At 69.9% G+C, this 21,487-nt stretch carries 21 protein-coding genes and 1 pseudogene; 18 read left to right on the forward strand and 4 right to left on the reverse strand.

From position 1 onward, the window contains the following. Nucleotide 1: 1 nt before the first annotated feature. Entirely contained in the window at nucleotides 2–1,645 is a 1,644-nt protein-coding gene (locus ACWDTP_RS26535; RefSeq protein WP_450025351.1) for an FAD-dependent oxidoreductase, read from the forward strand. Here the strand turns inward: ACWDTP_RS26535 and ACWDTP_RS26540 are convergent. Then, a complete protein-coding gene (locus ACWDTP_RS26540; RefSeq protein WP_450025353.1) occupies nucleotides 1,642–2,097 on the reverse strand; it encodes a VOC family protein in 456 nt (151 codons plus the stop codon). The genes ACWDTP_RS26535 and ACWDTP_RS26540 overlap by 4 nt on opposite strands. 138 nt (nucleotides 2,098–2,235) lie before the next feature. Here ACWDTP_RS26540 and ACWDTP_RS26545 point away from each other — a divergent pair, with 138 nt between their 5' ends. After that, nucleotides 2,236–2,532, forward strand: a complete 297-nt coding sequence (locus ACWDTP_RS26545) for an ArsR/SmtB family transcription factor (RefSeq protein ID WP_450025355.1) — start codon at nucleotides 2,236–2,238, stop codon at nucleotides 2,530–2,532. Further along, nucleotides 2,529–2,936, forward strand: a complete 408-nt coding sequence (locus tag ACWDTP_RS26550) for a VOC family protein (protein WP_450025357.1) — start codon at nucleotides 2,529–2,531, stop codon at nucleotides 2,934–2,936. The genes ACWDTP_RS26545 and ACWDTP_RS26550 overlap by 4 nt, the downstream gene beginning before the upstream one ends. Before the next feature lie 7 nt (nucleotides 2,937–2,943). On the opposite strand, the gene ACWDTP_RS26555 is transcribed toward ACWDTP_RS26550, so the two are convergent. From ACWDTP_RS26555 to ACWDTP_RS26565, 3 genes are read right to left on the reverse strand one after another with little or no spacing between them, the layout of a single operon-like run. After that, nucleotides 2,944–3,558, reverse strand: a complete 615-nt coding sequence (locus tag ACWDTP_RS26555; RefSeq protein WP_450025359.1) for a maleylpyruvate isomerase N-terminal domain-containing protein — start codon at nucleotides 3,556–3,558, stop codon at nucleotides 2,944–2,946. Then, nucleotides 3,555–4,679, reverse strand: a complete 1,125-nt coding sequence (locus ACWDTP_RS26560) for a citrate synthase 2 (RefSeq protein ID WP_450025360.1) — start codon at nucleotides 4,677–4,679, stop codon at nucleotides 3,555–3,557. The genes ACWDTP_RS26555 and ACWDTP_RS26560 overlap by 4 nt, the downstream gene beginning before the upstream one ends. Nucleotides 4,680–4,725: 46 nt before the next feature. Beyond that, complete coding sequence (locus ACWDTP_RS26565; protein ID WP_450025362.1) at nucleotides 4,726–5,535, reverse strand: IclR family transcriptional regulator; 810 nt, start codon at nucleotides 5,533–5,535, stop codon at nucleotides 4,726–4,728. Between the two features lie 170 nt (nucleotides 5,536–5,705). Between ACWDTP_RS26565 and ACWDTP_RS26570 the strand changes: the two genes are divergently transcribed. The 15 genes and pseudogenes from ACWDTP_RS26570 to ACWDTP_RS26640 form a co-directional block, all read left to right on the forward strand. Continuing rightward, the gene (locus ACWDTP_RS26570) at nucleotides 5,706–6,452 is read left to right on the forward strand and encodes an SDR family NAD(P)-dependent oxidoreductase (RefSeq protein ID WP_450025364.1); all 747 of its coding nucleotides are present in this window, start codon (nucleotides 5,706–5,708) and stop codon (nucleotides 6,450–6,452) included. Nucleotides 6,453–6,596: 144 nt separating this feature from the next. Next, nucleotides 6,597–8,195, forward strand: a complete 1,599-nt coding sequence (locus tag ACWDTP_RS26575; protein ID WP_450025365.1) for an ABC transporter substrate-binding protein — start codon at nucleotides 6,597–6,599, stop codon at nucleotides 8,193–8,195. A 47-nt stretch (nucleotides 8,196–8,242) separates the two neighbouring features. Next, nucleotides 8,243–9,265, forward strand: coding sequence for an ABC transporter permease (locus tag ACWDTP_RS26580; RefSeq protein WP_450025367.1), 1,023 nt, complete (start codon nucleotides 8,243–8,245; stop codon nucleotides 9,263–9,265). After that, nucleotides 9,262–10,164, forward strand: a complete 903-nt coding sequence (locus ACWDTP_RS26585; RefSeq protein WP_450025368.1) for an ABC transporter permease — start codon at nucleotides 9,262–9,264, stop codon at nucleotides 10,162–10,164. The genes ACWDTP_RS26580 and ACWDTP_RS26585 overlap by 4 nt, the downstream gene beginning before the upstream one ends. 5 nt (nucleotides 10,165–10,169) lie before the next feature. Beyond that, nucleotides 10,170–11,192, forward strand: coding sequence for an ABC transporter ATP-binding protein (locus tag ACWDTP_RS26590; RefSeq protein ID WP_450025370.1), 1,023 nt, complete (start codon nucleotides 10,170–10,172; stop codon nucleotides 11,190–11,192). Continuing rightward, nucleotides 11,189–12,205: an ABC transporter ATP-binding protein gene (locus tag ACWDTP_RS26595; protein ID WP_450025372.1), complete on the forward strand. Its 1,017-nt coding sequence runs from the start codon at nucleotides 11,189–11,191 to the stop codon at nucleotides 12,203–12,205. The genes ACWDTP_RS26590 and ACWDTP_RS26595 overlap by 4 nt, the downstream gene beginning before the upstream one ends. Then, nucleotides 12,205–14,205, forward strand: coding sequence for an FAD-dependent oxidoreductase (locus tag ACWDTP_RS26600; protein WP_450025374.1), 2,001 nt, complete (start codon nucleotides 12,205–12,207; stop codon nucleotides 14,203–14,205). Before ACWDTP_RS26595 ends, ACWDTP_RS26600 begins: the two co-directional genes overlap by 1 nt. 9 nt (nucleotides 14,206–14,214) lie before the next feature. Beyond that, nucleotides 14,215–14,649, forward strand: coding sequence for a carboxymuconolactone decarboxylase family protein (locus tag ACWDTP_RS26605; protein WP_450025376.1), 435 nt, complete (start codon nucleotides 14,215–14,217; stop codon nucleotides 14,647–14,649). Beyond that, nucleotides 14,649–15,389, forward strand: coding sequence for a DUF2848 family protein (locus ACWDTP_RS26610; RefSeq protein ID WP_450025378.1), 741 nt, complete (start codon nucleotides 14,649–14,651; stop codon nucleotides 15,387–15,389). The genes ACWDTP_RS26605 and ACWDTP_RS26610 overlap by 1 nt, the downstream gene beginning before the upstream one ends. Nucleotides 15,390–15,393: 4 nt before the next feature. After that, nucleotides 15,394–16,146, forward strand: a complete 753-nt coding sequence (locus ACWDTP_RS26615) for a maleate cis-trans isomerase family protein (RefSeq protein ID WP_450025379.1) — start codon at nucleotides 15,394–15,396, stop codon at nucleotides 16,144–16,146. A gap of 55 nt (nucleotides 16,147–16,201) precedes the next feature. After that, on the forward strand, nucleotides 16,202–17,401 hold the full coding sequence (locus ACWDTP_RS26620; RefSeq protein ID WP_450025381.1) for a CaiB/BaiF CoA transferase family protein: 1,200 nt from the start codon (nucleotides 16,202–16,204) through the stop codon (nucleotides 17,399–17,401). A gap of 55 nt (nucleotides 17,402–17,456) precedes the next feature. Then, a complete protein-coding gene (locus tag ACWDTP_RS26625) occupies nucleotides 17,457–18,302 on the forward strand; it encodes a cyclase family protein (protein ID WP_450025383.1) in 846 nt (281 codons plus the stop codon). Next, nucleotides 18,295–19,731 carry an MmgE/PrpD family protein gene (locus ACWDTP_RS26630; RefSeq protein ID WP_450025385.1) on the forward strand — a complete coding sequence of 479 codons (1,437 nt, stop codon included), beginning with the start codon at nucleotides 18,295–18,297 and terminating at the stop codon, nucleotides 19,729–19,731. Before ACWDTP_RS26625 ends, ACWDTP_RS26630 begins: the two co-directional genes overlap by 8 nt. 32 nt (nucleotides 19,732–19,763) lie before the next feature. Beyond that, nucleotides 19,764–21,224: a dihydroorotase gene (locus tag ACWDTP_RS26635; RefSeq protein WP_450025387.1), complete on the forward strand. Its 1,461-nt coding sequence runs from the start codon at nucleotides 19,764–19,766 to the stop codon at nucleotides 21,222–21,224. Further along, nucleotides 21,217–21,378, forward strand: a pseudogene (locus tag ACWDTP_RS26640) (aldolase/citrate lyase family protein); the annotation flags it as partial. The gene ACWDTP_RS26635 and the pseudogene ACWDTP_RS26640, both read left to right, overlap by 8 nt. Nucleotides 21,379–21,487: the final 109 nt, after the last annotated feature.

Consider the following 21,487-nt stretch of genomic DNA (forward strand, 5'->3'; position numbering starts at 1 on the left):
GATCACCCAGTCGTGTTGCAGCGACGGGTCCTGTGTCTACGCGTGCCCGGTGAACTGCATCCATCCGTCGCCGGATGAACCGGGTTTCGCCACCGCCGAGATGCTCTACATCGACCCGGTGGCCTGTGTGGACTGCGGTGCGTGCGTGAGCGCGTGCCCGGTCGGCGCCATCGCGCCCGACACCCGGCTGACGGAGAATCAGCTGCCGTTCATCGAGCTCAACGCGGCGTTCTATCCGAAACGCGAGGGCAAGCTGCCGCCGACGTCCAAGCTGGCGCCGGTGATCGCGGCTCCCCGCATCGAACGCAGCGGCACGCTGACGGTCGCCGTCGTGGGCTCGGGCCCGGCCGCGATGTATGCCGCCGACGAACTGCTCACCCAGCGCGACGTGCGGGTCAACGTGTTCGAGAAGCTGCCGACGCCGTACGGGCTGGTGCGTGCCGGGGTTGCGCCAGATCATCAGAGCACCAAGCGGGTGACGCGACTGTTCGACACGATCGCCCGTCACCGCGGGTTGCGGTTCTTCCTCAACGTCGAGGTCGGCAAGCACCTGGCGCACGACGATCTGCTGAAGTGCCACCATGCGGTCATCTACGCCGTCGGCGCCCCCAATGACCGCCGCCTCGACATCGACGGCATGGGTCTTCCCGGCACCGGAACCGCCACCGAGATGGTGGCCTGGATCAACGGGCATCCCGAGTTCACCGATCTGCCGGTGGATCTGAGCCACGAGCGGGTGGTCATCGTCGGCAACGGCAACGTCGCCTTCGACGTCGCCCGGATCCTCACCACCGACCCGGATGCGTTGGCGCGCACCGACATCTCCGATCACGCGCTGGCGGCGCTGCGGTCCTCCGCGGTGCAGGAGGTGGTGATCGCGGCCAGGCGCGGACCGGCGTCCTCGGCGTTCACGCTGCCGGAGCTGATCGGCCTGACCGCGTCCTGTGACGTGGTGCTCGACGCGGCCGACCATGCGCGGGTGATCGCCGATCTGGCCGACGAGGCCGATCCGCTGACCCGCAACAAGCTGGAGATCCTGGCCAAATTGGGTGATGCGTCCGCGCCGATCACCCGGCCGCGGATCCGGCTGGCCTACCACCTCACCCCGCAGCGGGTGCTGGGGCAGGACGAGGTGACCGGCATCGAGTTCGGTGTCACCGGCACCGATCAGGTTCGCACCGTCGACGCGGGGCTGGTGTTGACCTCAATCGGATACCGTGGCAAGGCGATTGCCGATCTGCCGTTCGACGACGCGGCCGGTGTGGTGCCCAACGACGGCGGCCGGGTGCGTGGCGCGCCGGGCGCGTACGTCGCCGGCTGGATCAAGCGCGGCCCCACCGGGTTCATCGGCACCAACAAGTCGTGTGCGGCCGAGACCGTCCACAAACTGGTCGACGACTACAACGCCGGCGCGCTGACCGATCCGGTGCACAAGCCGGCCGCGCTGGAGAAGCTGATCCGAAGCCGCCAGCCCGCGGTTGTTGACGCCGCGGGCTGGCAGGCGATCGACGCCGCCGAGATCGCCCGCGGCGGTGACGAGCGGCCCCGCGACAAGTTCACCACCGTGGACGCCATGCTGGCGGCGGCCGCCGGCGCACCCAAACCCTCGATGCGCCAGCGGCTCACCGCCGGCCTGCGGCGTTAGCTCATCTCGCGGACGGCCTTGTCGACCTCTTCCGGGCTCACCTCGCGCACCGGCTGTCCGAGTGACCAGCGGTGGCCGAACGGGTCCTGCACCTCGCCGTAGCGGTCACCCCAGAACATGTCCTCCAGGGGCATGGTCACCTCGGCGCCCGCGTCGACCGCCCGCTGGAACTTGGCGTCGACGTCGGTGACGGTCAGATGGATGGTCACCGGCGTGCCGCCGAGGGCCTTGGGAGTCGACGACTTGCCGTCGGCGTACTCGGGGAAGTCGTCGTTGAGCATCACCATTGCCCCGTTGATGCGCACCGCGGCGTGAAAGATCTTCTTGCCGTCGGGTGCGGCGACCCGGCCGAGTTCCTCGGCGCCGAAGGCCTTCACGTAGAAATCGATGGCTGCGGCGGCATCGTCGACGACGAGCATGGGTGACACGGCGGGAGTTACTTCGATTGCCATTGTGGGCTCCTGAGTTGGTTGGGCGGACTCAATGCAGACCCGCCTGGCGAGCGGATCTCATCGGAGGGCATACCCATGCAAGCACGCGGGTATGACGACCCTTGACAGGCAAGTCTCTGCTTGCCTATCGTCGCGGGTGTGGGTGACGTGTTCAAGGCCCTCGCCGATCCCACCCGCCGGACGATTCTCGACGAGCTGGCCGACCGCGACGGGCAGACCCTGTTCGAGATCTGCGCCCGGCTGGTGACCAACCACGGGCTCGGTTCGACGCGGCAGGCCATCTCGCAGCACCTCGACGTGCTCGCGGCTGCCGGCCTGGTGGAGACCAGGCGCGAGGGTCGTTACAAGTTCCACCACATCAACACCGCACCGCTCGCGCCGATCGTCGAGCGGTGGCTCAACAGGCCCGCTGACACCGGAGAGGGACCGACATGAGAATCAACCTCACGAGCGTGCTCGTCGACGACCAGGAGAAGGCGCTGCGGTTCTACACCGACGTGCTGGGCTTCGTGCCGAAGTACGACATTCCGATGGGCGAGGCGAGGTGGATCACCGTGGTGTCCCCGCAGGACCCGGACGGCACCGAGCTGGTACTCGAACCCGATGGCCACCCGGCGGCGAAGCCGTTCAAGGAGGCGCTCGTCGCCGACGGTATCCCGTTCACCTCGTTTGCCGTCGACGACGTCGACGCCGAGTACGAGCGGCTGAGCGGTCTCGGGGTGCGGTTCACCCAGAAACCCACCGCGATGGGGCCCGTCGTCGCCGCCGTGTTCGACGACACCTGCGGCAACCTGATCCAGATCGCCCGGATGGTCGACGAGGTGCCGGCCGCGCCTTAGCCGCGGCTCAGCAGACCGAGAACGGCGCGGGCAGTGCGGCCCGCCCGGTCAGCGCCAGGAGCAGCGTCTCGCCTTCGCCGAGGTCCACCGCGATCCGCGCCGCCAGCACCGTGGCGGCCTCCAGCACCTCGGCGGGCAGCGCGGCCGCCACCCCGGTGGCCCGCGCGATGTCGAGGCTGTGTACAGCCAGCTCGAAGATCCGGGTCGGCAGGTAGCCGCTCAGCCGCATGCCGTGCCCGCCGATCACCGTGATCAACGGGTCGCCGGCACCGTCGATATCCGAAAGTGCCTGTGCCACAAGCCGGTCCACCGTCGCAGCGGGATCGTCACCGAGGTCGCGGCCGGCCTGCACGCCGCGCTCCAGGGTGGCGGCCGTGTCGGACAGCAACCTCCGGATGGCGGCGTAGTACTCGACCGGGCCGGCCAGGTCGGCCGACTCGGCGGGTGAGCGCAGATGGCTGCTGACGGTGACCAGCGATCGTGACGTGTGCCCGACCAGGGCCCGCAGATCCCACTCGCCGAGTCCCGGTCCGTCGAACAACTCCGCGGGTAGGGCCCGGACCAGCCGGGCGAATGCGTGGGCCGCCGCCGTGAACACCTCGACGGTGGCGCAACCGGTCATGACGCCGGCGCCGAGATCCGGTCCCATCCCTCGACGGATTCGGCGCTGCGCGGGTCGGGGCCCACGTAGATGGCCGACGGCCGCACCAGTTTGCCCAGCCGCTTCTGTTCGAGAATGTGCGCGCACCAGCCCGCGGTGCGTCCGCAGGTGAACATCGCGGGCATCATCGTCGCCGGGACCTGCGCGAAGTCCAGGATCACCGCGGCCCAGAACTCGACGTTGGTCTCGATGGCGCGGTCCGGGCGCCGCTCGCGCAGTTCGGCGAGCGCGGCCTGTTCCAGCGCCGAGGCCACCTCGTAGCGGGGGGCGGCCAGCCGCTGCGCGGTGGCGCGCAGCACCTTGGCCCTCGGATCCTCGGCGCGGTACACCCGGTGGCCGAATCCCATCAGCTTGTCGCCGCGGTCCAGCACGCCCTTGACCACGGCACGCGCGTCGCCGGACTTCTCGACCTCCTCGATCATCGGCAGCACCCGGGCCGGCGCACCGCCGTGCAGCGGCCCGCTCATCGCGCCGACCGCGCCGGACAGGGCCGCGGCGACGTCGGCGCCGGTGGAGGCGATCACCCTGGCGGTGAAGGTCGAGGCGTTCATGCCGTGCTCGGCGGCGGTCACCCAGTAGGCGTCGATGGCCTCGACGTGCCGCGGATCCGGCTCACCCTGCCAGCGGGTCATGAATCGGGCTGTGACGGTGGGGCATTCGTCGATGGTGCGCTGCGGGATCGCGGGCTGGTAGATGCCCCGCGCGGACTGCGCCACGTAGGACAGTGCCATCACCGAGGCCCGCGCCAGCTGTTCGCGCGCCACCGAGTCGTCGACGTCGAGCATCGGTGCGTAGCCCCAGATCGGCGCCAGCATCGCGAGCCCGGCCTGCACGTCGACGCGGACATCACCGCTGTGGATCGGCAGCGGGAACGGCTCGGCGGGTGGCAGGCCGGTGCCGAATCTGCTGTCGACCAGCAGCCCCCACACGTCGCCGAAGGTGACCCGGCGGGTCACCAGCTCCTCGATGTCCACGCCGCGGTAGCGCAGTGCGCCACCGTCCTTGTCGGGTTCGGCGATCTCGGTGGTGAAGGCGACGACGCCTTCGAGTCCGGCAATGAAGTCGTCCGGTACGGCAGTCATGGGCAGATTCTCGCACCCGGGTCTGTGGGGTGCGCTGTCGCGTCCATCACCGCGAAACGATGTGGCCGAGGCGGGCGGACAGGGCCGTCGTCTCGGCCAGCAGCGCGTCGGCGAGTTCGTCGACCCGGCCCCGGATTCGTTCGGCGGGGCCGCAGACGCTGATCACCGCGACGGGCTTGTCCTCGAAGTCGAGCAGCGGTGCCGCGACGGCCCCGGCCCCGGCCTGCCGCTCGCCGAACGACACCGCATAACCCCGTTCGCGGATCGCCTGCAACTCGGCGAGCAGTTCGGCCCGGTCGACGATGGTCTGGCCGGTCAGCTGCACCAGGTCGATGCTCTCGATGTAGTCGTCCTGGTCTTCGCGGGGCAGGAAGGCCAGAAACGCCTTGCTCGAGCTGCCGGCGTGCAGCGGGAACTGCGCCCCCACCTGGACCGACATGATCACCTCGCGGGGCGGCGTTACCTGATCGACGTAGACCCGGTGGTTGCCGTGCCGGATCGACAGCGTGCTGGTTTCGGTGGTGCGGCCGCTGAGCCGCCGCAGGGCGTCGCGGGCGAGGTCGCGGACGTCGAGGTTGCGGCTGTAGGTGCTGCTCATGACCAGCCACGACGGTCCGAGGGCGTAGCGGCGGGTGCTCGGGTCGAGTTCGACGAAGTTGCGGCTGCACAGTGTGGTGACGATGCGGTGCACCACGGCTTTGGGCAGACCGAGCTCGCGTGAAATCTCGGAGATGCCAAGGCTCGTGGTGCCCGGCCGGGTGAACAGCATCAGCACGTCGAGGGCGCGTTCGACGCCTTCGAGGGTGCGGTCGCCGCGGCCGGCGGCGGCGGTGTCGGTGGACGGCACGGGCGTCATCCCTGATCCCCCTGGTCTCCGTAGCGTCTGCGCAGCTGGCGTTGACAGCCGTCGACTCAGATCCTAATCTTCCGTTCAGCGAAATGTCGATCCTCTGAACGGAACGCGAGGATGTTGAAGTCGCATCGAAACCATCGAATCACGCCGCCGACCTGCGAGGCGTCGGCCTGATGCCCCCGGATCCGACCACCGATCCGATCCGTCTCGACGGTCTCGTCGCGCTGATCACCGGTGCCGGCGGCGGGATCGGTGCGGCCACCGCGCGTCTGCTGGAGCGCCGCGGTGCGCTGGTCGCCGAGGCCGACCGGGATGTCGCGGGACTGGCAGGCGCCGGTGGTGCGCATGCCCTCGACGTGACCCAGGAGGGCGCGCCAGCCCGGGTGATCGCCGAGGTCCTCGACCGGCACGGCCGGCTGGACATCCTGGTGAACGCCGCGGGGATCAACGCCCGCTCGGCGGCGGCGGAGACCACGCCGCAGGAGTGGGCCCGCGTCATGGCGGTCAACCTCACCGGGACCTACCGCATGATGCAGGCGGCGTATCCGGCCCTGCGCCGGTCCGCTGCGGCCTCCGTGGTGAGCCTGACATCGACCGCGGCGGCCGTGGCGGTCGCGCACAACACCGCGTACTCGACCTCCAAGGCGGGCCTGGTGCACCTGTCCCGGCAGCTCGCCTCCGAGTGGGCGGCCGACGGCATCAGGGTCAACACCGTGGCACCGACCATCGTGGCGACCGCGATGACCGAGGAGGTGCGCCGGGATCCGGCGTACCTGGCCGACAAGCTGGCCTCGATTCCGCTCGGGCGGATGGCCACGGTCGGCGATGTCGCGCACGCCGTGGCGTTCCTGGCTGCCCCGGCCGCGGGCATGGTCACCGGTCAGACGCTCTTCGTGGACGGCGGAGTCACCACGCGCTGAGCCGGTTTGGCCTGCGCCGCGGCGTTACCGCGGGATTAAACCCGGTCCCAACCCTTGACGTAGTGAGGTCGCTCACGGTTGAGTATTTGTGAGAGGAACGTCGTTTCTTTCACCGGAACAAGCCGAGCGTCAGGAGGCCGATACATGGGACGTGGGCTCTGCGGGTCCATCGCCACGGCGCTGTCGGTCACGCTGATCGCGGCCGCGTGCACGGTGTCCAACCCGGACGGTGGCCGGGCCGAGGGCGGCGCCGACGACGAGCTGATCATCGCCGCGGTGAACGTTCCCGGCGGCTTCGACGGCGACGTGCTCACCCCGGGTACCCAGCACACCGTCACCCAGATCTACGAGCCGCTGGTGACCTACGGGGTGAAGGACGCCAAGGACGGCGCACAGGAGGTCGACGCCAAGGTCATCGAGCCCGCGCTGGCCGAATCCTGGGAGGTCGCCGACGACGAGCGCAGCGTGACCTTCAAACTCCGGGAGGGCGTCAAGAGTCAGTGGGGCAATGAGCTGTCCGCCGAGGACGTCAAGTGGAGCTGGGACAAATCGATCGCCCAGGACCGCACCGGTGCCTTCATCGGTGAGGTGTCCAACGTGGCGGGCATCGACGTCGTCGATCCGCACCGGGTGCGGTTCAACCTGTCGGCCCCGAGCCCCATCCTGCTGCGCGGCCTGACCCTCTACACACCGTCGATCTACGACTCGACGGAGATGCGCAAACATGCCACCCCGCAGGACCCGTGGGCGCTGGAGTGGCTCAAGACCAACAGCGCCGGGTTCGGGCCCTACTACGTCGACTCGGTGGCGGCCGGTTCGGAGGCCGTCTTCAAGGCCAACCCGAACTACTACCGCGCCGCGCCCTACTTCAAGACCGTTGTCTACCGGGCGGTTCCGGATTCCTCGACCCGGGTCCAGCTGCTGCAGGCCGGTTCGGTCGACTGGATCGAGGAGCTCACCTTCACCCAGCTCAACGAGCTGCAGGCGACCGATGGGGTCAAGGTCCAGTCGGTGCCGGGCAATTTCCAGGCCCGCGGCCTGATGAACCCGAACTACGAGCCGTTCAAGGACAAGCGGGTGCGGCAGGCGATCAACTACGCCACCCCGCACGAACAGCTCCTCGACAACGTGTTCGCCGGTCGCGCGCAGCTGAGCAAGGGCCCGCTGCCGTCGACGATCCCCTGCTACAACCCCGACCTGTGGCCCTACCGCACCGATCCCGACCGGGCCAAACAGCTGCTCGCCGAGGCCGGCCACCCCGACGGGATCGATATCACCATGGAGTACTCCGGGCTGAACTGGTGGGAGGAGCCGCTCGGGATTCAGCTCAAGGACGGGCTGGCCAAGGCAGGCATCCGGGTGAACCTGCAGCGCATCCCGGACGCCGATATGCAGGCGCGCGCCGCGATCACCCGGCGCGACCTCCCGTTCTTCACCTTCTACGAACAGTCGATCGTGCTCGACCCGGGCTACAGCATGCTGCTGACCTCGACCCCGGACGGCTCCGCCGACCGCAACGCCTACGACAACCCCGAGGTCACCCGACTCATCAAGCAGGCCAACGTCATCACCGACGAGGCGCGACGCTGCGAGCTGATCGACCAGGCCCAGCGAATCCAACTCGACGACGCGCCCTGGCTGTACACCGCCGAGATCGGCGGGCACGAGGCGATGGGCTCCGACATCGAGGGCTGGGTCTGGCATCCCGACAACCACGAGCGGTGGATCGACCTGCACCGCTGAGGTTTTCGGTACGTGCGGCGTCGAATTTCCCGAGAAAGGTGGCAGATGTGGTGGGCAAGGGACTCGGCCGCTACCTGGCCTACCGGCTGCTGTTGTTGATCCCGCTGTTGTTCGGGGTGTCGATCCTGGCGTTCCTGCTGGTGCGGCTCGGTGACTCCAGCCCGGCGGTGATGGTCGCGGGCCCGACCGCCACCCAGTCCCAGATCGAGGACATCGAGGCGCAGATGGGTCTGGACCGGTCGCTGCCCGTGCAGTACTGGACCTGGCTGACCGATGCCGTGCACGGTGATCTCGGCACCTCATGGCAATCCAACCGGCCGGTCACCGAGGAGCTGGCCGAGAAACTGCCGATCACCCTGGAGCTCATCGGGTTCGGGATGGCGGGCGCGATCGTGTTCGGCGTCATCGTGGGTGTCGTATCGGCGGTCCGGCAGCGCGGCGTGGTCGACCAGGTGTTGCGCGTCGTGACGTTGGCGGGGGTGTCGATCCCGATCTTCTGGGGCGCGCTGCTGATGATCGCGCTGTTCTTCACCGTGCTGGGCTGGGCCCCGGCCCCGCTGGGCCGGGTGGACCGCGGGCTGTCGCTGCCGCCGCACCTCACCGGCATGCTGGTGCTGGACAGCACGGTCAGCGGCTACTTCGCCACCGCGGTCTCCGCGCTGGCCCACCTCGCCCTTCCGGTGCTGACCATCGCCCTGATCACCGGGGCGACGATCGCCAAGCAGACCAGGGCGGCGATGGTGGAGACCTTGGCGGGCCCCGCGGTCCGGTACGCGCGGGCATGCGGGTCATCGGAGCCGGGGGTGGTGTGGCTGGCGCTGCGCAACGCCCTGCCCGACCTGATCGGCTTCTTCGGCATCACGTTCAGTCTGGCCATGGGCGGGGCCGCGATCTCCGAGCTGATCTTCTCCTGGGGCGGCATCGGCCAGCTCGGCCTCGAGGCGATCACCAACGCCGATTTCGCCGTGGTCCAGGGGTTCATCCTGGTGATGGGGGTCCTGACCGCGGCCGTGTACCTGGTCGCCGACCTGCTGGTGGCCGCCGTCGACCCGAGGGTGAAGCTCCAGTGACCGCAGCCGTGACCTCCCCACCCGCAGCCCCCGCCGGCCACGAGGATTCCGGCCCGTCCCGCGCCGCCTGGCGCGGGCTGCGCCGGTTCCTGACCTCGAGCCCGGCCGCGTTCACCGGGACCGCGATCGTCATCGCGTTCATCGTGGTCGGTGCGCTGGCAGGCGTTGTGGGCCGGACCGATCCGCTGCAGGTGTTCGGCAACGACGTGCTGGCCCCGCCCGGCGGTGCGCACTGGTTCGGCACCGACGGCAACGGGATGGACGTGTTCTCCCGGACCATCCACGCGATCCGGATCGATCTGCTGGTCTCGGTCACCGCGGTGGCGGTCTCACTGGTCGTCGGTGTCGGGCTCGGCCTGATCGCCGGCTACCGCGGCGGCTGGTTCGAGATGGTGCTGCTGCGGGTGATGGACGTGCTGCAGGCGTTTCCGGCGATCATCCTGGCGCTGGCGGTGGTGGCGGCCTCGCAGAAGTCGATCATCGCGGTGATCCTCGTCATCGCCGTCCTGGACACCCCGGTGTTCATCCGGATGACCCGGGGGCAGGTGCTGCGGGTGCGGGAAGCGATGTACGTCGAGGCGGCGCGCGCGACCGGGAACCGGCCGTGGCGCATCATGTGGCGCCACATCATGCCGAACACGTTGCCGCCGTTGATCATCCAGACTTCCGTGCGGCTGGCGTGGTCGGTCATGGTGGTGTCGTCGCTGGCGTTCGTCGGCGTCGGCATCCAGGTGCCGACTCCCGAATGGGGCGCGATGATCCGACACGGTTCGCAGTTCATCACCTCCGGCGAGTGGTGGCCGTCGGTCTTCCCCGGGCTCGCGCTGATGCTGCTGGTGCTCGGCTTCAACCTGCTGGCCGACGCCATCCAGGACCACCTCGACCCGAGGAAGGAGTGAGCGCTATGACACCTCTGCTCTCGGTTACCGGACTGTGCGTGCGGATAACCACCCCGACCGGGGTCGCCCACGCCCTCAACGGCGTCGACCTGACGGTCAGGCGGCACGAGATCGTCGGTCTGATCGGGGAAACCGGCGCGGGCAAATCGCTGACCGCCTGGTCGGTGCTGGGGCTGCTCGGCCCGCGGGCCGCCGTCGTCGGCGGGACGGCCGAATTCGACGGGGCCGATCTGATCGCCATGCCCGAGCGGCAACGGCGCCGGATCCGGGGCCGCGACCTCGCGGTCATCGTCCAGAATCCGCGCGGCGCACTCGATCCGCTGCGCACCATCGGCCGCCAGATCGCCAACACCAACCGGCGGCACCGCAAGGTCGGTCGGCGGGCCGCCAGGGCCAACGCGATCCGGGCGCTGCGCGATGTCGGCATCCCCGACGCGGCGCGCCGGGCCAAGGCCTACGCGCATCAGCTCAGCGGCGGTATGGCGCAGCGGGTGCTGATCGCGCTGGCCATGATCAACGAGCCGAAGCTGATCATCGCCGACGAGCCGACGACCGGGCTGGACCTCACCATCCAGGCCCAGATCCTCGACCTGATCCGGGCCAAGGTCGACGACACCGGTTCGGCCGTCCTGCTCATCACCCACGACCTGGGGGTCGTGGCGAACTACTGCGACCGGGTCGCGGTGATGTTCGCGGGCCGCATCGTCGAACGGGGTTCGGTCGCCCAGATTTTCGGTGACCCCCGCCATCCGTACACCCGCGCGCTGGTGGCGGCCAGCTCCCAGACGCTGGACGGCGACGCGCCCGACGATGCGGACACGGCCGAACCGCCGGACCTGTTCGACCTGCCCGCCGGCTGCCACTACCGGCCCCGCTGCCCGTTCGCCGCCGACGAGTGCGCCGAGCCGGTGCCGCTCGCCGAACTCGACCCCGGACACCGGGCGCTGTGCCATTTCCCGCCGGGCCTGACCGAACTCCTCGACGGCGAGCGCGAGCACGCGGTAACGGCGGGAGGGCCGCAGCGATGAGCAGCCACATCGAGGCGCGCGGACTGGTCAAGACGTTCCCGGTGCGCGGATCGCGGGCCGTGGTCAGGGCCGTCAACGGCGTCGACGTCGTCATCGGGCGGGGCCGCACGCTCGGTCTGGTGGGGGAGAGCGGTTCGGGCAAGAGCACGGTCGGGCGCTGCCTGCTGCGCCTGCTCGAGCCCACCGGCGGGTCGGTCGCCCACGGTGAGCGCGACCTGCTGGCGATGGGTGCCGAACCGTTGCGCCGGCATCGGGCGCGGGCCGCGATGGTGTTCCAGGACCCCTACGAGTCGCTCAACCCCCGGATGCGGATCCGTTCGCTGGTCGAGGAGCCGCTGCTGCTGCACACCGATCTGGACGGTGCGGGCCGGCGGCGGCGCGCGGCCGAGCTGATGCGGATGGTCCGGCTGGAGGAGTTCCACCTGGAGCGTTACCCGCACGAGCTGTCCGGCGGCCAGCTCCAGCGGGTCGGCATCGCCAGGGCGCTGGCCACCGACGTCGAGTTCCTGGTGCTCGACGAGCCGACCTCCTCGCTCGACCTGTCGGTGCGCACCGGTGTGCTGCGGCTGCTGCGGCGGCTGCAGACCGAGCGCGACATCACCTTCCTGTTCATCTCCCACGACCTGGCGACGGTCGGCGCGATGTCGGATGAGGTCGCGGTGATGTACCTGGGCAGCGTCGTCGAGCGTGGCCCGGCCGACGCGGTCCTCGGCAACCCGCAGCACCCCTACACCCAGGCCCTGCTGTCGGCGGCGCTGCCGGTGTCGCCGGGTGCGCGCCGGGCGCGCCGCGTCCTGGAGGGTGAGACGCCGAGCCCGCTCGACCTGCCCCGTGGCTGCCCGTTCGCGCCGAGGTGCCCGCTGCACCGCGAGGACTGCGACGACAGGCCGCCCGGCATGCACCCCGTCTTCGGCGACCATCACGCCGCGTGCGTGCGGATCCCCGAGGGCACCAACATCTTTCCGGCCCAGCCCGCCGGAGCAGCCCCCGCGACCTCAGGAGCAGCCACCTGATGACCCACCCCTACGCCCACCTCTTCGAACCGATCACGATCGGACCGAAACAGGCCCGCAACCGGATCTGGATGACCGCACACGGCACCCAGCTGGTCAAGGATCACAACTTCACCGACCGCCACGTCGCCTACTACGCGGAGCGGGCCAAGGGCGGGGTCGGCGTCATCACGATGGAGGCGATGGCGACCCACCCCACCACGCAGCCGTACGAGGGGAAGATCTTCGCCTTCGACCGGGCCGTCGTCCCGAACTATCAGAAGCTGAGCCGGGCCGTGCACGAGTACGGCACGCTGCTGCTGGCCCAGCCGTGGCACCGCGGCCGCGAGACCAACGGGGTGGTCAACCGGCTGCCGGTGTGGGCGCCGTCGAGCGTGCCGTGCACGGTCTACCGCGAGATGCCGCACGTGATGGACGAGGACGACATCGCCGCGATCCTGGACGGCTACACCCTGTCCGCGCGGTACGCCGCCGAGGGCGGGCTCGACGGGGTCGAGGTGCACGGCCTGGCCCACGGCTACCTGCTCGGCCAGTTCCTGTCACCGGCCACCAACCACCGCACCGACTCCTACGGCGGATCGGAGGAGAACCGGCTGCGGATCGTGCTCGACATCATCGAGCGCACCCGTCGCGAGGTCGGTGCCGATCTGATCGTCGGGGTCCGGATCAACGGTGACGACGGCGATGTCGAGGACGGGCTGCGCACCGAACACTGGGCCCGCATCGCCCGCACCATCGCCGACACCGGCCTGATCGACTACGTCTCGGTGACGCAGGGGACCTACCAGAACCGCATGCTGATCTACCCGACCACGCCCCGCGAACAGGGCTACCAGATCGAGGCCACCCGCCGGATCAAGCAGGCGGTGCCGGAGCTGCCGGTGGTGGTGGTCGGCCGGATGACCTCACCGGAGAAGGCCGAACACGCGGTGGCGGGCGGGGCGTGCGACATGGTCGGGATGACCCGCACCCTGATCGCCGACCCCGAGTGGCCGAACAAGGCGCTCGAACAACGTGAGTCCGATATCCGACCGTGCGTCGGGGCCAATCACTGCATGGCCTCGATCGTGAGCGCGCCGCTGGCCTGCATCCACAACCCGGCCGTCGGCCGGGAGGCCGAGCTGGGCACCGGCACCCTGCGGACGGCGGCCACCCCGCGGCACGTCGCGGTGGTCGGCGGCGGGCCGGGCGGGCTACGCGCCGCGCTGACCCTGACCCAGCGCGGCCACGAGGTGACGCTGTTCGAGAAGTCCGACCGGCTTGGCGGACAGGTGAACTGGATCGCGGCCGCGGACAGCTACCGCGAGTGGGGCGGCATCACCGGCTGGCTGATCACGCAGCTGGGCAACACCCCGGTCAAGGTCGAGCTCGGGGTCGAGGCGTCGGTGGAGTCGTTGGTCGCAGGCGGGTTCGATTCGGTTGTGGTGGCGACGGGTTCGGTGCCGCTGCGCCACGGCTGGTCGATGAACCACCCGGCCAGGTGGGCGGCGGGCGACGGCCTGCCCGGCGCCGACCAGTTCAACGTCGTGACGATGGCCGAGGCGCTGGCCGACCACAGCGGGCTCGGGCCGCAGGTCATGGTGTTCGACGACCTCGGCAGCCGGCAGGCGGTGGTGGTCGCCGAACACCTGCAGGCCAACCGGCATCAGGTCGAGCTGGTCACCACGCTCAGTTCGGTATCCCCCGAGTTGTCGGCCACCCGCGATATCGGGTGGGTGCACAAGCGGTTGCGTACCGCGGGCGTGGTGTTCACCCCCAACCGGGAACTCACCGCGGTCGACGAGGACGTGGTGACGCTGCGCGATGTGCACACCGGTGAGACCGAACGGCGGGAGCCGGTCGACTCCGTGGTCCTGGTGACCGGGAGCAAGGCCCAGGACGCGCTGTACTACGGCCTCAAACAGGCTGGGGTGCAGGCCCGCTCGATCGGAGATGCGGTCTCGCCGCGCCGGGTGTTCAACGCCATCTGGGAAGCCGAACTGGCTGCCCGCGAGATCTGAGAGGACGACATGTCGAAGGTGACCTACGAGTGGAAGTACGACGAGGCGGGCCGCGAAGCCCTTGACGAGGTGCGGGCCCGGCGCGGGTTCACCCTGCCGGTGCACGAGGTGATGGCCTCGGTGGATCCCGAGATCCTGCGCGCCTACAACGGTCTGGCCGGCAACCTGATCTTCGGCCCCGAGCCGCGCCACCTCGATCTCAAGACCCGGTTTCTGGTTCTGGTCGGGATCACCACCGCGGTCAAAGGGGATCGGGAGGGCGTCGAATGGGCCTCGCGTAACGCCATGAAGCACGGCGCCACCGAACAGGAGGTGCTCGAGGCGATCCTGCTGTCGGGCCTGCCCGGCGGGATGCCGACGGTGGAGGCGGCCACGATCGCGTTCGCCGAGATGCTGCAGGGCCACGGGTGGGTGCAGGAAACGTCGGATGGGGGATCGGACTGATGCCGCATTCCTTTACCGCCGTGGTCGAATCGCTCGACGGGACCACCGAAGAGCGGACCTTCGAGGTGAGCCGGATGTACAACATGGGCTCGGCGACCCGCGACGCCCATACCGCCGTCGACCATCAGGAGGAGGTGGCCGCGGCGGGTATCCGGATCGCCTTCGACATCCCGGCTCCGCGGATCTACCCGATCGCGCCCTACGCGCTGACCACATCCGAGGTCGTCGAGGTGCACGGCGAACGCACCTCGGGTGAGGTCGAGATCGTCCTGGTCGTCGCGGGGGACACCGACGACGATGTCTACGTCGGGGTGGGGTCCGATCACACCGACCGCGATCTGGAGCGGGTCAGCATCGTCTTCAGCAAGCAGACCTGCCCGAATGTGTTGGCGCCCAGGCTCTGGCGGCTCTCGGAGGTGGCCGAGCACTGGGACGGGTGCGTGCTGGAGTCCTGGGTGGACGGCACGCCGTATCAGCGCACCCCGACCGGCACCTTCCTGTCCCCGAAGGAGCTGCTGGCGACGCTGCGGGAGCGGGCGAACCCGCCGGAGGCGAACTTCGTGCTCTACGCCGGGACCATCGTGGCGCTGGACGGGCGGCTCGCCTACGGCCCGCGGTGGTCGTTCCGGCTGCACGACCCGGTGCTGGGCCGCGAGATCACCCACGCCTACCGGCTGGAGCCGCTGATGGCCGAGATGGCCGAGGGGTTTCGGGTGCCGCTCACCGTCGAGGGCGGGTGAGCTGGTGTACGGCAACACCGCGCGGATCGGTCTCATCGTGCCGTCGGTCAACTCGGTCGTCGAGCCGGAGTTGGCCGCGCACGCACCGGATGCCGTCGCGTTCTATGCGACCCGCGTCCCGGTCGCCGAGGTGAGCCGCGAGCGGGACAAGATCGCGAGCATCCTCGCGATGCGGGAGCGCCTGCCCGCGGCCGCGGCCGAACTGGGTTCGCTCGGCCCGGCGGCGCTGGCCTACGCCTGTACCTCCGGCAGCTTCCTGAACGGCCGGGACGTGGATGCCGACACCTGCGCCGAACTCCGCTCGGCGAGCGGGGTGCCCGCCTACACCACCTCCACCGCGGTGGTCGCCGCGCTGCGGGCGCTCGGCGTCACCAGGCTGGCGGTGGTCACACCGTATATCGCACCGCTCGCCGACGGTGCGGTGAACTATCTGGAACAGAACGGCTTTCGCGTCATCGCGCGGCGTGACCTGGGCCTGCTGAGCACCCTGGACAAGGGGCGCCTCGGTGCGGCGGTCAGCGCGCGGCTGGTGCGGGAAGCCGACACCAGCGGGGCCGATGCCGTGCTGATCAGTTGCACCAACTGGCGCACGCTGGACGGGCTGCCCGCACTCGAACGTGAGCTGGGAATGCCGGTGGTGTCCAGCAATCTGGCCACCCTGTGGGCCGGGTTGCGGTTGGCCGGGATCGACGACGGTGCACCCAGGCCGGCACTGATGGGCGTGCCGGGTGACGTGTTGCGGGAGCAGCTCTCGTGACCGGCCGGGAGAACTTCGTATCAGCAGAACGACCAGTGCACGAGGGAGGGGAAGCATGGAGTACGGACCTCTGACCGGGATCCGCGTCGTCGACGCCTCGACGATCCTGGCGGGCCCGCTGGCCTGTCAGATCCTCGGTGACTTCGGCGCCGAGGTGATCAAGATCGAGCACCCGACCGCGGGGGACAGCATGCGCGGGCACGGCGAGTCCAAAGACGGTGTGCCGCTGTGGTGGAAGGAGATCTCCCGCAACAAGCGCACCATCGGCCTCAGCTTGTCCGACCCCGACGGCGCGGCCGCGTTCCTGGCGCTGGCGGCCACCGCGGACGTCGTGGTGGAGAACTTCCGCCCTGGCACCATGGAACGCTGGGGGCTGGGCCCGGACGTGCTGACCGAAGCCAATCCGGGCCTGATCATGGTGCGCATCACCGGTTTCGGGCAGGACGGCCCGTACGCCTCCCGGGCCGGGTTCGGCACCCTGGCCGAGGCGATGAGCGGGTTCGCCCACCTGACCGGTGAACAGGCCGGCCCGCCCACCCTGCCCGCCTTCGGTCTGGCCGACAGCATCTGCGGGATCGCGGCGTCCTCGGCGGTGTCGATGGCGCTGCTGGCCCGTGACCGCAACGGCGGCGCCGGGCAGGTCATCGACGCCAACCTGCTGCTGCCGATCATGACCGCCGTCGGGCCGGGCGCCACCTACTACCAGCAGAACGGCAGCATCGGCGTCCGGCACGGCAACCGGTCGACCAACAACGCGCCGCGCAACACCTACCAGACCGTCGACGGCTCCTGGGTGGCGATTTCGACCAGCGCCCAGCGGATCGCCGAGAAGGTGATGCACCTGGTCGGGCATCCAGAGGTGATCGGCGAACCGTGGTTCACCGCGGGCCACACCAGGGCGCTGCACGCCGACCTGCTCGACAAACACGTCGGCGACTGGATCGCCAAACGCACCCGGGCCGAGGTGGTCGAGCAGTTCACCGCGGCCGGAGCGGCCGTCGCACCGGTCTACGACGCCAGGGATCTCGCCGAGGACGAGCATGTGCGGGCCACCGGGATGCTGCGCACCGTCCCCGACGCCGACCTGGGCGAGGTGTTGATGCACGACGTGATGTGGCGGATGTCGGCGACCCCCGGCCGGATCCGGTTCACCGGGCGGCCACCCGGTGCCGACACCGACGCGATCCTCGTCGACGAGCTGGGCCTGGATGCCGGCCACATCGCCGAGCTGCGCCGCAGGAGGGTCGTCGCATGAGCGCCCGCCGCGAAACCGAATGGCTACCAACACAAGACAACGAAGGATTCTCGACGTGACGACCGGCAACTCCGCCCGCACCACCGCTTCGCCGCTACTGGACGCCATCGGCGCCGGTGTCGAGGTATTCGACCTCGGCCGCCGGTTCACCGTCGGCATGCCGCAGTCGCCCAACCACCCGGCGTACTGGCATGCCCTGCCCCGGCGGCACGGGGACATGGTCCGCGCCGACGGGGGATCGGCCGCCAACGACATGATCACCATGGGCACCCACGTCGGCACCCACATCGACGCACTGGCCCACGTCTCCCACGATGGCAAGCTGCACGGTGGCCTGGACGTGGCCGACGCACTGGTCGGCGGGCGCTACGACAAGCTCGGCGCGCACACCATCGAGCCGATGGTGTGCCGCGGAATTCTGCTGGATGTCCCTGCCGCCCTGGGAGTTCCGGACGGATGCGAGCCGGGTTACGAGATCACCCCCGACGACCTGGATGCGACGGTGGCCGCGCAGGGCACCCGACCCGCGGCCGGTGACGTCGTGCTGGTGCGCAGCGGGTGGGGCCGCCACTTCGCCGAGGGCGCCGCCTATGTCGGTGCCCGGTCGGGTGTCCCCGGTGTCGGTGAACGCGGCGCACGGTGGATCGCCGATCATGCGGTGCGGGCGGCGGGGGCCGACACCATCGCGTTCGAACGCCTGGCCCCCGGCGCGGGCCACGCCCTGCTCCCGGCCCACCGGGTCCTGTTGGTGGAGAACGGTATCTACCTCATCGAGGCGATGGACCTGGAGGCGCTCGCCGATGCCCGGGCGTACGAATTCCTGTTCGTCCTCTCGCCGTTGGCCCTCTACGGCGCCACCGGTTCCCCGGTGCGCCCGTTGGCGGTGATCCCGCGTGGCTGATTCCCATGACCCCACCGCGGCCCAGCGGCTCGCCGCGTTCGCGGGGGCCGCGGCCCGTGACGGCGTGCCCGACGACGTCGGGCACAGTGTGGTGCAGCGGGTCACCGACATCCTCGGGCTCTGCGTGGCGGCCCGCCAGCTGCCGACCAGCCGGGCCGCCATCGAGCATGCCGCCGAGGCAGGCGGCGCCGAGCGGGCGCATGCGGTGGGCGAGGCCAGGCGACTGCCGGCCCCGGCCGCGGCGTTCGTCAACGGCGTGCTGGCCCACTCCCTGGACTACGACGACACCCACCTGCCTTCGATCCTGCACCCGAGCGCGAGCGTCGTACCCGCCGCGCTCGCCGCCGCCGAGGACGCGGACGCATCGGGGGAAGCGCTGGTGCGGGCCGTCGCGGTTGGCCTCGAGGTCGCCGTGCGGCTCGGAATGGCCGGCTACGACCAGGATCTGGGCAACTCGGTGTTCTTCGAACATGGCCAGCACGCCACCTCGATCTGCGGTGCGATGGGCGCGGCGGTGGCCGCGGGGATGGTGTTCGGCCTCGGTGACGAGGACCTGGTGCACGCGCTCGGCCTGGCCGCCTCCCGGGCGTCGGGGATCATCGAGGCGAACCGCACCGGCGGCACGGTCAAGCGGCTGCACTGCGGGTGGGCCGCGGAATCCGCGGTGGGGGCCGCCCAACTGGTGCGCCGCGGCTTCACCGGCCCGCCCTCGGTGTTGGAGGGGCGCTTCGGGTTCTTCGAATCCTGGTTGCACGGTTCGGCGGTGAACCTGGACGCGGTCACCGGTGGGCTGGGAACCGAATGGTCGGTGCCCGGCATCTTCTTCAAGCCTTACCCGGCCAACCACTTCACCCACACCGCGGTCGACGCGGGGATCGAGCTGCGCGCGCGTGGTGTGCGACCACAGCAGATCCGGCGGCTGCGACTCGGTGTCGCCTCGGCGCCGCTGCGCACCATCGGGCAGCCGATCGAGGTCAAACGCGCACCGCAGACCGGGTACCAGGCCCAGTTCAGCGGACCCTACGCACTGGTCGCCGGATTGCTGGGGGGTTCGGGGCTCGGGGTCGGGCTCGCCGATTACACCGACGACCTCGCCCGCGACCCGCAACGGCGCGAGCTGATGGGCCGGGTGGACGTCGTGGTCGACGAACGCTGTGAACGCATCTTCCCGCACCAGTTCCCGGCCGTGGTCACCGCCGAACTCGACGATGGCACCGTCCACACCGTCGATGTGCTGGTAAACCGCGGTGGGCCGCAGCGTCCGCTCACCGACGACGAACTGGCGGTCAAGTTCGGTGAGAACGCCGCAGGCGAGCTGCCCGACGAGCGGGTCCGGGCCATCGATGCCGGCCTGCGCGGACTGCGCTCGCTGACATCGGTGGGCGCGCTGATGGCGCTGTTCGCCCCCGCATCGGTACCCACACCGTAACCCGTTTGATTCCACACCAGAAAGGCGAATCCATGGACCTGCTGCTGAAGAACGTCCGAGCCGTCACCCCCGACAGCGACGAACCCGTCAGCGCCGACATCGAGATCGGCGACGGCCGCATCGTCCGGGTCGCCCCGGATATCGATGCGGCCGACGGTGCCCGCGTGGTCGACGGCGGCGGCCGGCTGGCCTTCCCCGGAGTCGTTGACGCCCACCAACACTGGGGGATATACAACCCGCTCGCCGAGGACGCGGTCACCGAGAGCCGGGCCTGTGCGCAGGGCGGGGTCACCACCGGCATCACCTACATGCGCACCGGACAGTACTACCTCAACAAGGGCGGGGACTACGCCGACTTCTTCCCCGAGGTACTCGGCGCGGTCCAGGGAAAAGCACATGTCGACTATGCGTTCCACCTGGCCCCGATGATGAACCGGCACATCGAGGAGATCCCCGACCTGGTCGGCAAGCATGGCGTCTCGTCGTTCAAGGTGTTCATGTTCTACGGCAGCCACGGTCTGCACGGCCGGTCCGCCGACCAGAACTCCTTCCTGATGACCCCGGAGGGGGAACGCTACGATTACGCGCATTTCGAGTTCGTCATGCGCGGAATCCAGCGTGCCCGTGAACAATTCCCGGACATCGCGGATGAGATCTCGCTGTCGCTGCACTGCGAGACGGCCGAGATCATGGCGGCCTACACCAAGCTGGTCGAGGACGCCGGTGAGCTGTCGGGGCTGGAGGCCTACCATGCGAGCCGGCCGCCGCACTCCGAGGGACTGGCCATCGGCATCGCCGCCTACCTGGCCCACGAGACCGGCCTGCCGACCATCAACCTGCTGCACCTGAGCTCGCAGAAGGCGGTCGACGCCGCCCTGCGGATGGCGGAGGCGTTCCCGCACATCGACTTCCGGCGTGAGGTGACCATCGGGCATCTGCTGGCCGACATTCACACGGCCGGCGGCAACGGCGCGAAGGTGAACCCGCCGATCCGTCCCCGCGAGGATGTCGAGGCGCTGTGGTCCTATCTGCTGGACGGGAAGATCGACTGGGTGGTCTCCGATCACGCGTGCTGTAAGGACGAGATGAAGTTCGGCGACGACCGCGACGACGTCTTCGTCGCCAAGTCCGGTTTCGGTGGCACCGAGTACCTGCTCGCCGGCCTGGTCACCGAGGGCACCAAACGCGGACTGTCACTGCGCCGGGTCGCCGAGCTGGTGTCGGCCAACCCCGCGCGCAGGTTCGGGCTGCGCAGCAAAGGGGCGCTGGCGCCCGGCTACGACGCCGACATCGCGCTGGTCGATCCGCACACGTCGTGGACCGTGCGGGCGGCGGACTCCGAATCCACCCAGGAGTACACGCCGTTCGAGGGTTTCGACATGACCGCGAAGGTCACCGACACGTTCCTGCGCGGCAATCAGGTGCTGCGCGACGGCGCGGTCGTCGGCGAGCCTGCCGGGCAGTATCTTTCGCGGCCCACCAGCCATGGCTGAATCCGGGCTGAAGCCGGGCCGCAGCTATCTCTACGTCCCCGGCGACCGCCCGCAGCGGTTCGCCAGGGCGGCGGCGTCGGGGGCCGACGCCGTGGTCCTCGACCTCGAGGACGCGGTGGCGCCCGCCGCCAAGGCGGCCGCCCATGCCGCCGTGGGGGGGGGGGGGGGGCGGGGCCGCGGGGGAGGGGGGGGGGGGGGGGCCGAGGGCACGAGTGCCCTCTCTTCACTCATAGGCTTCTCGCGGTTTGGGTGTTGGGGGAGAA

The organism is Mycobacterium sp. NPDC003449 (assembly GCF_053588415.1).

What these genes read in the sequence shown, in the direction of transcription:
- ACWDTP_RS26575 (WP_450025365.1), top strand. Translation starts at nt 6,597, where the DNA reads ATGGGACGTGGGCTCTGCGGGTCCATCGCCACGGCGCTGTCGGTCACG.
- ACWDTP_RS26560 (WP_450025360.1), bottom strand. Translation starts at nt 4,679, where the DNA reads ATGACTGCCGTACCGGACGACTTCATTGCCGGACTCGAAGGCGTCGTC.
- ACWDTP_RS26635 (WP_450025387.1), top strand. Translation starts at nt 19,764, where the DNA reads ATGGACCTGCTGCTGAAGAACGTCCGAGCCGTCACCCCCGACAGCGAC.
- ACWDTP_RS26595 (WP_450025372.1), top strand. Translation starts at nt 11,189, where the DNA reads ATGAGCAGCCACATCGAGGCGCGCGGACTGGTCAAGACGTTCCCGGTG.
- ACWDTP_RS26565 (WP_450025362.1), bottom strand. Translation starts at nt 5,535, where the DNA reads ATGACGCCCGTGCCGTCCACCGACACCGCCGCCGCCGGCCGCGGCGAC.
- ACWDTP_RS26570 (WP_450025364.1), top strand. Translation starts at nt 5,706, where the DNA reads ATGCCCCCGGATCCGACCACCGATCCGATCCGTCTCGACGGTCTCGTC.
- ACWDTP_RS26605 (WP_450025376.1), top strand. Translation starts at nt 14,215, where the DNA reads ATGTCGAAGGTGACCTACGAGTGGAAGTACGACGAGGCGGGCCGCGAA.
- ACWDTP_RS26620 (WP_450025381.1), top strand. Translation starts at nt 16,202, where the DNA reads ATGGAGTACGGACCTCTGACCGGGATCCGCGTCGTCGACGCCTCGACG.
- ACWDTP_RS26590 (WP_450025370.1), top strand. Translation starts at nt 10,170, where the DNA reads ATGACACCTCTGCTCTCGGTTACCGGACTGTGCGTGCGGATAACCACC.
- ACWDTP_RS26600 (WP_450025374.1), top strand. Translation starts at nt 12,205, where the DNA reads ATGACCCACCCCTACGCCCACCTCTTCGAACCGATCACGATCGGACCG.
- ACWDTP_RS26610 (WP_450025378.1), top strand. Translation starts at nt 14,649, where the DNA reads ATGCCGCATTCCTTTACCGCCGTGGTCGAATCGCTCGACGGGACCACC.
- ACWDTP_RS26555 (WP_450025359.1), bottom strand. Translation starts at nt 3,558, where the DNA reads ATGACCGGTTGCGCCACCGTCGAGGTGTTCACGGCGGCGGCCCACGCA.
- ACWDTP_RS26550 (WP_450025357.1), top strand. Translation starts at nt 2,529, where the DNA reads ATGAGAATCAACCTCACGAGCGTGCTCGTCGACGACCAGGAGAAGGCG.
- ACWDTP_RS26540 (WP_450025353.1), bottom strand. Translation starts at nt 2,097, where the DNA reads ATGGCAATCGAAGTAACTCCCGCCGTGTCACCCATGCTCGTCGTCGAC.